This window comes from Candidatus Amarolinea aalborgensis (assembly GCF_900491745.1).
Classification (GTDB): domain Bacteria; phylum Chloroflexota; class Anaerolineae; order SSC4; family Amarolineaceae; genus Amarolinea; species Amarolinea aalborgensis.
Genome location: NZ_UETR01000002.1, coordinates 64,887 through 77,594 on the forward strand (window position 1 = coordinate 64,887; position 12,708 = coordinate 77,594).

10 protein-coding genes are annotated in these 12,708 nt (G+C 61.9%); all 10 read left to right on the plus strand.

Annotation, left to right across the window (positions count from 1 at the left end; translation table 11 throughout):
- The first annotated feature begins 39 nt into the window (after positions 1-39).
- The 10 genes from ACPQ6D_RS03080 (at position 40) to ACPQ6D_RS03125 (ending at position 12,684) form a co-directional block, all read left to right on the plus strand.
- Entirely contained in the window at positions 40-618 is a 579-nt protein-coding gene (locus ACPQ6D_RS03080) for an ATP-binding protein (protein WP_423222828.1), read from the plus strand.
- Positions 575-958: a (2Fe-2S) ferredoxin domain-containing protein gene (locus ACPQ6D_RS03085; protein ID WP_423222829.1), complete on the plus strand. Its 384-nt coding sequence runs from the start codon at positions 575-577 to the stop codon at positions 956-958. The genes ACPQ6D_RS03080 and ACPQ6D_RS03085 overlap by 44 nt, the downstream gene beginning before the upstream one ends.
- Before the next feature lie 315 nt (positions 959-1,273).
- Positions 1,274-6,859: an RHS repeat-associated core domain-containing protein gene (locus ACPQ6D_RS03090; protein WP_423222830.1), complete on the plus strand. Its 5,586-nt coding sequence runs from the start codon at positions 1,274-1,276 to the stop codon at positions 6,857-6,859.
- 101 nt (positions 6,860-6,960) lie between these two features.
- Positions 6,961-7,407, plus strand: coding sequence for a hypothetical protein (locus ACPQ6D_RS03095; protein WP_423222831.1), 447 nt, complete (start codon positions 6,961-6,963; stop codon positions 7,405-7,407).
- A 25-nt stretch (positions 7,408-7,432) separates the two neighbouring features.
- Positions 7,433-7,777: an endonuclease toxin domain-containing protein gene (locus ACPQ6D_RS03100; RefSeq protein ID WP_423222832.1), complete on the plus strand. Its 345-nt coding sequence runs from the start codon at positions 7,433-7,435 to the stop codon at positions 7,775-7,777.
- A 17-nt stretch (positions 7,778-7,794) separates the two neighbouring features.
- The gene (locus ACPQ6D_RS03105; protein WP_423222833.1) at positions 7,795-8,130 is read left to right on the plus strand and encodes a hypothetical protein; all 336 of its coding nucleotides are present in this window, start codon (positions 7,795-7,797) and stop codon (positions 8,128-8,130) included.
- Positions 8,131-8,196: 66 nt separating this feature from the next.
- Positions 8,197-8,391, plus strand: a complete 195-nt coding sequence (locus ACPQ6D_RS03110; RefSeq protein ID WP_423222834.1) for a hypothetical protein — start codon at positions 8,197-8,199, stop codon at positions 8,389-8,391.
- 427 nt (positions 8,392-8,818) lie between these two features.
- Positions 8,819-8,959, plus strand: a complete 141-nt coding sequence (locus tag ACPQ6D_RS03115; protein ID WP_423222835.1) for a hypothetical protein — start codon at positions 8,819-8,821, stop codon at positions 8,957-8,959.
- A 55-nt stretch (positions 8,960-9,014) separates the two neighbouring features.
- On the plus strand, positions 9,015-9,488 hold the full coding sequence (locus ACPQ6D_RS03120) for a hypothetical protein (protein ID WP_423222836.1): 474 nt from the start codon (positions 9,015-9,017) through the stop codon (positions 9,486-9,488).
- Positions 9,489-9,513: 25 nt separating this feature from the next.
- Entirely contained in the window at positions 9,514-12,684 is a 3,171-nt protein-coding gene (locus tag ACPQ6D_RS03125; RefSeq protein ID WP_423222837.1) for an FAD-dependent oxidoreductase, read from the plus strand.
- Positions 12,685-12,708: the final 24 nt, after the last annotated feature.

The following is a 12,708-nucleotide window of genomic DNA, read 5'->3' on the forward strand; positions in this document are numbered from 1 at the left end:
CTGCGAAGCCGCCCTGCGGCGGCTGGAGGGATCAGCAGCGTGCGCGAACTGTCCTTGCACATCCTGGACCTGGTGCAAAACGCACGTGAAGCGGGCGCCAGCCGGGTCAGCGTGACGATCGAAGAGGCGCACGCGACCGATCGCATGACGATTTGCATCGCCGATAACGGCCGCGGCATGGATGCGGCGACCATCCAGCGCGTGAGCGATCCGTTCTTTACCACGCGGCGTACGCGTCATGTGGGGTTGGGCATTCCGCTGGCGGCTGCGGCTGCGCAGCAGGCCGGCGGCGGTCTGACGATTGCTTCGCAGCCGGGGCAGGGAACGGCCATCACGCTGACCTTTCAGTTGAGTCATTGGGATCGGGCGCCGCTGGGCGACATGCCGGCCACGCTGCTGGCGATCCTGTTGGGGAGCGAGGCGTTCGACGTGCAGTACACGCACGTCGTGGACGCCAACCGATTTAGCGTAGACAGCGCCGAGCTGCGCGGGGAACTGGGAGAGGTTCCCTTGACGCATCCGGCGGTGCAACAATGGCTGGCCGAGTATTTGGCCGAAGGGGAGAGTAATCTATATGGCAAGGCTGAAGACATTGGAAGACCTGAAGCGCATCCGTGAGGAGGCGCAGCAGTCGTTGAAGATACGCCTGGACACCGGCACGACGATTACGGTGGGGATGGGCACCTGCGGCATTGCCGCGGGCGCGCGCGACACGATGCGCGCCATCATGGACGAGCTGGCTGGCCGCGGCATTGATGCGCACATCGCGACAGTGGGCTGCATCGGCATGTGTGCCCGCGAGCCGTTGGTGGACATTCAGCAAGCCAACCAGCCGCGCGTCACCTACGGCAACGTGCTGCCGGCGATGGTGCCTCGGTTGATCGAAGAGCATCTGATCAAGGGCGCGGTCGTCGAAGAGTGGGTCGTGGGCCGCATTGAGCCGGTCACACAAGGTTAGGAGTCGTTTTTGGCCTATTTCTGGCGTAACCAGAGGCCCAAATAGCTCTCAGGTGTGCGTCATGGCATCATGGTGAAAGTTGAGAAGGAGTCCGTTGCCTTGAGATCGTTACCTTCCCCGTTCGTTTCTCAGCCTGGCTGGCGTTCAGCGCAGAGGCGTGGTGGCGCGAGACTACTGGTCGCCATGCACCTGTTGGTCATCGCCAGTCTGCTGTTTTCGACGGCAGCTGCGGCGATGCCAGTGAGCGAGCCAGACCCGCGCGCGGCTGACGCAACACAATCGGCTTCTGTGCGCACGCAGCCATCGGCAACAGACATGGACCAGCCACAGCCGTTCTTGAGCCTGGCGGCCACGGTCAGTCCGGAGGCGGCTGCGACTGGGGAGCGGGTGTTGGTGCGTTGGGAGGTGACGAATCTCGACCGCCAGGTGGTGGAGGGTATCACGTTTCAGGCGGATTTGCCTGACGGGCTGCTGGTGACGCCGGCTGATGTCCGGCCTCCCCTGGTGTACGATGCAGCCACCCGCCGTCTGACCTGGGTCATGGCCTCGCTGCCTGCGGGGGGCGCTGACGCGGTTACGCTTCCGGTGCGGCTCAGCGGTCGGCAGGTGGGGGATGTAGTGACCGTTGGGGCCGAATTACACCTTGCCGACGGACGTGTGGTTGCCACTGCGGAGGCGGGTGTACAGGTGCTGCCGCCAGCCGCGCAAGTCACCCGTATCGGGCCAGAGGGCGGCCGTGTGATACTGGAGGAGGGGCGGGTTACGCTGACCTTTGCGCCCGGCGCAGTGGCAGAAGCGGTCGTCGTTTGGGCGCGGCCGCTGGGGCGACCAGCCAATGCGCCAGCGAACGTGTGGCGCAGCCATGAGTTCGTGGTGCGCGGGCGGAACGGCGACGAGATCCACACCTTCAGCCAGCCAGTGACCTTGACCGTGCGCTATCCGGCGGGCGAACCGGTTGGTGGTCGCCTGTTCGTGGCCGCGGCAGACACGGGCGCGTGGGAGATGTTGCCGACGACGTGGGATGCGGAGAGCGGGGCGTTGGTGGCCGTGGTGCCGCACCTATCGCAAACGGCGGAAGGCAACAACTTCGCCCCTGAGATCATGCCCAGTTTGCGTGGCTGGCAGAGCGACCTGTTCAGCGGCTCAGCCAGCTACGATTACCCGCTCAGCCTGCCACCGGGACGGGGTGGGCTGACGCCGGACGTGGCGCTGCAGTTCAACAGCCGCAGCCGGTCGGAAGATGGCGGACACAGTTCGGTCGTGGGTGCGGGCTGGAAGCTGAGCGCGGACAGCTTCATCTACGGTACACCGTGGTTGATGGGCAGTGCGCCGAACACCTGGCGTGTGGCGGGCGCGGCGTTTAGCGAAGCAGGCTCCGGCGACGCGGTGTACCTGAAGGAAGCGCCGACGTGGCGCATCCTGTACGCTGGCACAGGGGCGGATGCCTATGCGCCGGATGGCACGCGCTATCACTTCGAGCGTGCGCTGAGTGACTGGTTTTGCAGCGGCACAACCTGGCAGCAGCGCGGCGACAAGTGGGCGCTGCAGTATGTGCTGGACCCGGTGGGCAGCCGCATCAACTACGCCTACGATACGGCCCTGCCAGTAGACCCGGTGGACGTCGATAGCCACGCAGGCAACTATGGCGATCGCGTACGCACGGTGCGCATCAGCTCGCTATGCGCCAACGGCGGCGCGGGCGGCGAGGAGATCGTCACTTACCTGTCGCAGTTGAATCTGGTGCGCATCAGTTACAATCCCAACAACGGGAGCGACCAGAGTGTGATTGACTTCACGTATGCCATCACACGCACTGATGCCGCGCTGAGTGACCCGGCCGACACCGGCGCGTGGGCGCACTACACCACGCGCTTGCTAACCGCCGTGAAGGTGAAGCAGGGGGGCAGCCTGATCGCAGCCTATAAACTGGGGTATGATTTCTTCGACGATGGATTGGCCGACCGGCGCTTGTACACCCTGCGCAGCATTCAGCGCTGCAGCGACGATGCCCTGAGCAATTGTCTGCCGGCGACGACTTTCAGCAACACACGCAGCCAGGTGCAGCAGATGAACAACGGCTACGGGGGCAGCGTGCGCCTGGGGTATGGAGCAGACAACGTCATTGCCACCCGCACCGTCACCGACACCGTGACAGGGCAGGCGAACACCTGGAGCTACAGCTACGTCGGCAAGATTGACGCCGCGGGTTATCGCTATGTCACGGAGACGCTGCCCTCCAGCCTGGGAACCGGCCATTGGATCAGTTATCAGTATCAGGATGCGAGTGCCGGCGAGGGGTTCCGCGGCAAGGAGATTCGGCAGACAGCCGCAAGCGGGAACCAGAAACAGACGGAGCGGGTGCGCATGTGGAGCGGAACCACGGTGGGCGTCTATGGCGGCGCGCAGTTCGTTTACCTGGGCCATGAACTGCAAACGACCTACGACAAGGATGGCGCTAACCCCGCGACGCGCAAAACCGAGTACCTCTACGAGCCGGACCACCAGGACGGTATACAGATAGGCAACCTGACGCGGATCAGGGAATACAGCGACAGTACGACGCTGTATCGCAGTACGGAGCGCTGGTACTATCCTAAGGTGGATATCGGCGCGGGCAAGTACATCGTGAACCGGCTGGGCCAGGAGAAGCTGTGGGACGCGGGCAACGTGTGCCAGGACCAGACGCGGCGTATCTACGATACCACGGGTTTCGACCAACACCAGGTGTCGCCCACGCAGGGTCTTCTGCGGGAGGTTTGGCAGGCCAAGCTGTGCGCCAGCGCCAATGAGGGTGATTGGGTGCGGCTGGTGCTCTACGACTATGATGCGGCGACGGGCAACCTGGTCAGCGAAACCGCAGCCAACGGCACGGTTGCCAGCACCAGTTACGATGCCACCTTTGCCGCCTATGTGACGAGCGTCAGCGTGATGCCGACTGCGAGCCTGGGCGGTGCGACGTTGACGACCAGCTACGCCTACTACGGCATCAACGCTGAAGCAGGCGGCGTGGGGCTGAAGGGTCAGTTGCAGAAGGAGACCGATGCCAATGGGGCGATGATGCGCTACACCTATGATGCGTTCGGGCGCGCGGCCAGCCTGCGTCGGCCCAACGTGACGTTCAGCGAGGGCGCGAGCGAACGCTACACTTACACCGATGTGGCCGGCGCTAACCAACCGTTCAAGATCGAGCATTGGCTGCGGGATGACGGGCCGGGTGACGGTTTGCGATACGACTACAACTTCTACGACGGCCTGGGGCAGACGCTGCAGGCGCAGGCAGAAGGCGAGAGGTCGAGCGTGGTGAGCTCGCGCTACAACGCGCTGGGGCTGGTGGTGCAGCAGAGCGTGCCCTACACCCTGACCATTGCGCTGGGGACTTACGCGCCGGTGAGCAACTGGGGCAGCCTGGTCAGCACGCAAACGGCCTATGACGGGTTGGGACGGGTGACCCAGGTGACGCAGGCGGATGGCACGACGGTGCGCACTTACTACCATAGCCGACAGACCGCGGTGGTTGATGCGGCGAACCACCAGGCGATCTCGGAGAGCGATGCTTTTGGGCGGCTGGCGAGCGTCAAGCAGTACGATCTGACGCTGGCAGCCGGTGCAGCGCCGAATTGGAATGCGGCCGTCTACGGGCAGGCGACCTACAGCTATGATGTGGCCGACCGCCTGGTGCAGATGACCGGGCCGGATGGGGCGGCGACCACGATCACGTACGATCTGTTAGGCCGCAAGGCGGGCATGAGCGACCCGGACATGGGCGCGTGGACGTATGCCTACGATGCGGCTGGCAACCTGATCCGCCAAACGGACGCCAAAAACCAGCGCATCTGCTTCTACTACGACGGGCACAACCGGCTCGTGGGCAAGCACTACCGCAACGATCAGAGTTGCCCTGCAACAAAGCCAGCGACCTATGGAACGAACGGCTTGCTGGTCGCATATCTCTACGACGGGGGCACGAATGGGCTGGGGCGGCGGACGCAGTCTGATGTCTACAATGCGAGCGGTGCGCTCAACAACCGCGTGGCCTGGACCTATGACGCCCGCGGGCGGGTGACGCAGGAAAGCCGGGTCATCAACGGCACGGGCGGCGGCACGTTCGTCACGCAGTGGGGGTATGACTCGGCGGATCGGCCGATGTGGCAGAAATACCCGGGCGGCAACGGCGGGCAGATCGGCGAGCAGGTCAGCTACGCGTACACGGCGCAGGGCTTGCTGAAGAGTGTCAGCGGCTGGAACACCTACGTGGGCGACACGTTCTACAACGTGCGCGGGCAGGTGACGGAACGCCGGCTGGTCAGCACGACGGGGGTGGTAAAGCAACTGTACGCCTACACAGCGGCCGAGAACTTTCGCCTGGTCAGCCTGAAGGCAGGAACGGGTCCGACCTATGACAACCGGCAGAAGATAAACTACACCTACGACGACGATGGCAACATCCAGGCTATTGCCGATGCGGCGGCCAATGGCGGGAGCCAGACGCAGAGCTTCGCCTACGACACCCTGGATCGTCTGAGCACAGCCCAGGCCAGCGGCTCGACCACCTACGGCGGCTACGCTCAACGCAGCTATGCCTACAGCAGTGCGGGCAATATCACAAGCTTCGAGGGTGCGGCCTTGACCTACCAAGACGCGGCACACAAGCACGCCGTGACGCACATCGGCGGCGCGCAGAAATACTGGTACGACGCGAACGGGAACGCGACGCGGCGCATCAATGGCAGCCAGGATGCCACATTGACCTACGATGCCGAGAATCGGCTGACTGCGATGTCGGGCAGCGTCACGGCCAACTACGTCTATGATGCGGAGGGCAGTCGAGTTCAGGAGACCATCGCCGGCGTCACGCGTGTCTTCATCTCCAACTATTACGAAGTAGACAACGGGACGGTCAAGAAGTATTACTATGCCGGCGCGACGCGCGTGGCAGAGAACAGCGGCGGGGTGCTCTACTACTTGCTCGGCGATCACCTCGACTCCACCGCACTGACGCTGGACAGCAGCGGCGCCCGTACGACCGAGCTGCGCTACTATCCCTTTGGCACGGCGCGCTACAATCCGGGCAACCAGGTAACGACCTACCGTTTCACCGGACAGCGCTGGGACAGCGGCACGGCGTTGTATTTCTATCAGTCCCGCTGGTACGATCCGCTCATCGGGCGATTTCTGGCCGCGGATACGATTGTTCCCCAGCCGCAAGATCCGCAGAATCTGAATCGTTACAGCTATTGCGGCAGTAACCCACTGCGTTTTGTCGACCCCAGCGGGCACGCTGGGGTAGATTTCTGGGGCGGTGGTGGCGGCGCAGGCATTGGGTTGGTTGTGGCCCTCATGCAAGGCGCCCAACAGACCATGAGCCAGGTGCAAGGGGCCGTTTACCAGTACGGCCCGGCTGCAGCCGAGATCACCTGGTTGTACGGGAATCAGACTATTGCGGTTGGGGACCAGATCAGCCAGGCTGTGCAGAACGCCGGTCAGGGCGGCAATACGGCGGGACCGGGCGGACTAGACCCGAACAAGTGGGGACAATGGATACAGAGAACTGAATCTATGAGTGACCGGGCGCGGGCTTACCAGAACTATGTCACTGGGCAGGATGCTACCCGGGTGTTCCAGGTTAACGGCGTCAACTTCGATGGAATTCGTGGGCAAGTTTTATTAGACGCAAAAGGTTACTATAACCAATTCGTTGACCCGTCGACGCGAGCTTTCCGTACATGGTGGCAGGGTGCTGACGATTTTGTCGAACAGGCTCAACGTCAACTTGAAGCAGCGCAAGGTGCGCAAATTGAGTGGCACTTCAACGAAGCAGAAACATTGGAAGCCGTCCGACGATTGTTTATGGAACGTGGGATCGGGGAAGCAATTCGGTTGGTCCTTGATCAGATGCCATAATGTTGGCTTGCATGGATCAATCAATTGCTCGATGTCCCAATGGAAACGTCATGACAGCTTGGCTTGCAAGTCAGGCATTCTGCGTATGTATGTGAAAAAACATGTCTGATAACTTCATTCGTTTGATGCCGTTCATACCGAATTATGTGCCGCCTGCAGACAAAATCACTAAAGCGGTTGGTGTTCTGTCGTCTGTCTTTCCAGACCTTACTATCGAGGCCACTGTCTATCCAGAAGTGCGATTCTGGGACCCGGGAGGCAATTTGGAGGACGTTTATTGCCCTTGTTGTGGAGCACAACTTGATTTGGCTTGGTGGGGAAAGGCGATGGACCAGTCGGCGCGAGATCAGTTCGTAGATCTGTCAGTGGTCGCCCCTTGCTGCGGATGTGAGACGAGTCTCAATGATCTTCAATACCGCTGGCCCGCTGGTTTCGCTAGATTCTGCATAACGATCTCTAACCCGCCCTTTGAACTTGAAAAGTCGGTAATGGAGGCAGTTGGACATACTCTCGGTACTGATCTGCGTGGGGTGTGGATTCATTACTGAGGGATTATGATGGCGAGGAGAGACAATGCCGCTGGGCCGAAGCCCGCAACTGACGCAGAACTTCCCGGTGATTGATCGCTTTGAGAATGGCGTGGCGACTAGCATCAAGAGTATTGACCTGGGCGTCAAAAGCTACCAGAATATCGGCCAGTTGACGGGCACGGTCAAGGGCTATGTCAACGCACTGGCCGACTGGCAAGGAGTTCGTCAATGGGGAGGTATCAGCATCGAGAATAGTAAGATCATTGCTCGAGATCTCTTGCTGGCTATTCCGCAAGGCGCAACTCAGGCGCAACTTGCGGCATTGCAGCAATTGCAGCAATGGGCCTCAACTGTCGGAGTTACGATAAATGTCACTGTGATTTCGTGAGAAATGGTGGAAACAGTATGCTCGACAAAATCGTAGATATCGTCGCTTGGCCCGGTAAAGGGTACTTGTCGGCTGTGGGGCGGTTTCCATCAGGAATCTACACTGCCATCGAACCAGTGTATGTGGCGGAGCTTAAGCCTGATGAATTGATGATTGCAGCCGAGAAGATCATAGCACTGGGTATCTCGCATTTGCCGGAAGTCACGGCAGAGGAATGGCGTAAGCGGCCAGGTCCGATACTCAAAGCCACCAAGGCTCGTAGTTGGAGAAGACTAGGACACATGGGCGCTTCATATGGTATTAGCTGGACAGAGCAGCACATTTGGGTGGATATGTCGTATCGAGATAAATAGGGCCGCTGGCAGAATGACCCAGCGAAAGCGCGCACGTTTCCGCTGGATACGTCATTGGAGGATATCATGGCTGTGATTCTGGCGGATATTCGAACTCGGCCGGAGGTGTGGGAAGGAGCTACAGCGAAGAGAGATGGAGGTCTGGACTGCGACGCAACCAACATAAATTGGATTCAAGGGAAAAAAGGACCAAATAACTTCAAAGAACTATTCGATAGGGGAGGACTTGATCTAGATGATGCAATCAATAAGAATGAATGAGAAAAACTGGACATAATGCCATGAAATCATGGTGAAAGTCGAGAAGGAGTCCGTTGTCTTGAGACCGTTACCTTCCCCGTTCGTTTGTCAGCGTGGCTGGCGTTCAGCGCAGAGGCGCGGCGGCGCGCGACTACTGGTCGCCATGCATCTGCTGGTCATCGCCAGTCTGCTGTTTTCGACGGCAGCGGCGGCGGCGCCAGTGAGTGCGCTTGGCGCGCGCGGCTGACGCTCCGCAACGGACGTCGGCGCGCACGGGGCCATCGGCAGCAGACATGAACCAGTCACAGCCGTTCTTGAGCCTGGCAGCCACCGTCAGTCCGGAGGCGGCAGCGGCTGGGGACAGCAGATCTGCATTGACTACGACGGGCACAACCGATTGGCGGGCAAGCATCATCGCAACGACCAGAACTGTCCGGGGAGCAAGCCGATGACCTATGAAACGAGCGGTTTTCTGGCTGCCTACACCTGCGACGACGATGGCAACATCCAGACCATGGCCGATGCGGCGGCGACTAGAAATACTGGTATGATGCGAAGCTGGGGTGATTCCACGAGAGAGCGGGCATGAATCCAATTTCGCGGTGAAAGCTCGCGTTTGAGACTGCATGGAGGAGAAAAACAAAATGACAGACTTACCACCAATCCAGGAGATTGTTGAGCGGGCGATTCGCTTCGAACAGGAGTCGGTGCAGCTCTACGCCAACGCGGCGCTCGTGGCGCGCAACGGTCACGTCAAGGCGCGGCTGGAGGAACTGGCGGCCGAAGAACGCAGCCACGTGGAAAAGCTGGAGGGCCTGCGCACCACCAACATCCGCTGGGCCATCCGCCGCAGCCGCACGGAACGCGGCAACATCCCTGACCTCAAGCTGGCTGAAACCCTGGCGCCGCGTGAACTAGGCCCTGATGCCGATGCGCAGGATGTCATGGTGGTGGCCATGCAGCGCGAGAAAGCCGCGGCTGAGTTCTACTTCGCCATGTCGAAACTGGTGGACGATCCCCTGGCGCGCGGCCTGTTCGAAATGCTCGCCAGCGAAGAGTTGCAGCACAAGTACAACGTGGAAAGCACGTATGAAAAGGCTGTCTACAAAGCCTTTTGATGACAACCAGGAGCACCTGAAACCGATGGCAACAAACAACTATCGAGCCAACATCCTTGTGTGCGGAGGCACCGGCTGCACCGCCTCCGGTGCGCACGAATTGGTAGACAACTTGCAGGCCGAGATCAACCGCCAGGGTCTGGCGCGTGAGATCGAGGTGGTGCCCACGGGCTGCCGCGGCTTCTGCGCCATGGGCCCGGTGATGATGATCTACCCCGAAGGCATTTTTTACACGCAGGTGCAGGCCGCGGACGTGCCGGAACTGGTGGAAGAAACCCTGCTCAAGGGGCGCGTGGTCAAGCGCCTGACCTTTCACGAGCCGAAAGACCAGGCCGCGCTGCCCTTCTACAAGGACATCCCGTTCTACGGCAAACAGCTGCGCATTGCCCTGCGCAACTGCGGCATGATTGATCCCGACAGCATCGAAGAGTACATCGCGCGCGGCGGCTACGAGGCGCTGGGCAAAGCCATCACCAGCATGAGCCAGGAAGATGTGCTGCGCGAGATGAAGGACAGCGGTCTGCGCGGGCGCGGCGGCGCCGGTTTCCTGGCCGGCCTCAAATGGGAGTTCTGCTATAAGGCGCCCGGCAACGTCAAGTACATCATCTGCAACGCAGACGAGGGCGACCCCGGCGCGTTCATGGATCGTTCGATCCTGGAAGGCGATCCGCACAGCGTGATCGAAGGGATGATCATCGGCGCCTACGCCATTGGCGCCACGCACGGCTACATCTACTGCCGCGCCGAATATCCGCTGGCGGTCAAGCGCCTCAGGCAAGCCATTGCCCAGGCGCATGAGCTGGGACTGCTGGGCGAGCGCATCCTGGACAGCGACTTCACTTTCGACATGACCGTGAAAGAGGGCGCGGGCGCGTTCGTCTGCGGCGAAGAGACCGCGCTGATGGCCTCCATCGAGGGGCGCCGCGGCGAGCCGCGGCCGCGGCCGCCTTTCCCGGCCGTCGCCGGCCTGTGGGGCAAGCCCACCAACATCAACAATGTGGAAACCTGGGCCAACGTACCGCCCATCATCACCAACGGCGCCAAATGGTTTGCCAGCATCGGCACCGAGCGCAGCAAAGGCACGAAGGTCTTTGCGCTCACCGGCAAGGTCAACAACACGGGCCTGGTCGAGGTGCCGATGGGCATCACCCTGGGTGAGATCGTCTACGACGTGGGCGGCGGCATTCCTGGCGGTAAGAAATTCAAGGCCGTGCAAACGGGCGGCCCGCTGGGCGGCTGTCTGCCGGCCACGCACCTCAATACGCCGGTGGACTACGACAGCCTGACCGCGGCCGGCGCGACGATGGGCTCCGGCGGCATGATCGTGGTGGATGAAGACACCTGCATGGTCGAGTTCTCGAAGTTCTTCCTCACCTTCTCGGCGGCCGAAAGCTGCGGCAAGTGCATCCCCTGCCGCGTAGGCGGTACGCGCATGTTGGAAGTGCTGACCCGCATCACCGAGGGCAACGGTACGATGGCAGACCTCGATCTCATCAAGGAACTGGCGACCGGGATGCGCACCGGTTCGCTGTGCGGACTGGGGCAGCTCACGCCGTCGCCGGTGCTGAGCACCATGCGCTACTTCCTGGATGAGTACATCGCGCACATCGAAGAGAAGCGCTGCCCGGCCGGCGCCTGCCAGCCGCTGGTGCGCGCGGGGTGCGTCAATGCCTGCCCCGCGCAGGTGGACACCCCGGCCTACCTGGCCCTGGTGGCGCAGGGACGTTACGCCGAAGGGCTGGAGATTCACCGCGAGGCCAACCCCTTCGCGCTGATCTGCGGCCGCGTCTGCCCGGCCTTCTGCGAGCACAAGTGCCGCCGCGGCCAGATTGACACCCCCATTGCCATCCGTATGGTCAAGCGCTTCATGGCCGACCAGGAATATGAGAAACCCTGGACGCCGCCCATTTACAAGCCGCCGCAGCGCAAGCGCATCGCGGTGGTGGGCGCGGGGCCAGGCGGCCTGACCGCTGCGCTGCGCCTGGCCCAGCAGGGCTACCGCGTTAGCGTGTTCGAGGCGCTGCCGCAGCCGGGCGGCATGATGACCTACGGCATCCCCGCGTACCGCCTGCCGCGCGAGCCGCTCTTCTCTGAAGTCGAGAATATCAAGCGCGCGGGCGTGGAAATCTATACCAACATGGCCCTGGGCCGCGATTTCAGCCTGGACGATCTGCAGCGCAACGGGATCCAAGTGCACAGCGGCGCGGCGGAGAACAACGGGCATGGCAATGGCAGCGGCGCACGCGCCTTGCCGCCCTTCGACGCCGTGATCCTGGCCCTGGGCGCGCACAAGAGCCGCAAGCTGCAAGTTCCGGGTGAAGACAAAACGGGCGTCTACCACGGCGTCAAGTTCTTGCGCGAAATTGCGCTGGGACAGGCGCCAGAGGTAGCCGGCAAGCGCATCGGCATCGTCGGCGGCGGCGACGTGGCGATTGACGTGGCGCGTTCGGCCTGGCGCCTGGGCGCAGCCGAGGTGCATGTCATCTACCGGCGCACCGAGGACGACATGCCCGCACACAAGGAAGAGATCCATGCGGCGCACGCCGAGGGTATTCAGTTCCACTTCCTGGTCAATCCGGTGGCTGTGCTGGGCGACGCTGAGGTGACGGGCGTGCGCCTGCGGCCGCAGCGCCTGGCGGAATTCGATGAGGGGGGGCGCCGGCGGCCCAAGGCCATCGAAGGCGCGGACTTCGACCTGGCGCTGGATATGCTGGTGCCGGCCATTGGGCAGACCACCGATTTCGATTGGATGCCCGCGGGCGACAGCAGCGTTCAAACAAACTGGAACAGCGTGGTCAAGACCGACGACGCGTTCCAAACCACGCGGCCGGGCGTCTTTGCCTGCGGCGACGCGGTCAGCGGCCCGGCGACGGTTGTGGGCGCGGTGGCGCAGGGCAATCAAGTGGCGCAAGTCGTGGATAACTGGCTGAATACCGGCAAGACGATCCGGCCGATCATCAAGCCGGCGCGCCACGACTTTGCGCAGACCGTCAATCTGGACGACTACACCGACGCCAGCCGTCCCGTGATCCCCTTGATTCCGGTTGCACGCCGCCTGGATGGCAATCCCTTCCAGGAGGTGGAGACTGGTTTTGACCTGGCGACAGCGCAGGCCGAAGCGGCCCGCTGCCTGCGCTGCGATTTGGAATGGCTGCAGCGCATGAAGCTGCCAGTGCCCAAGAGCGAGTTTGCTTGAAGTGGGGACTGACTCTCACTGGAG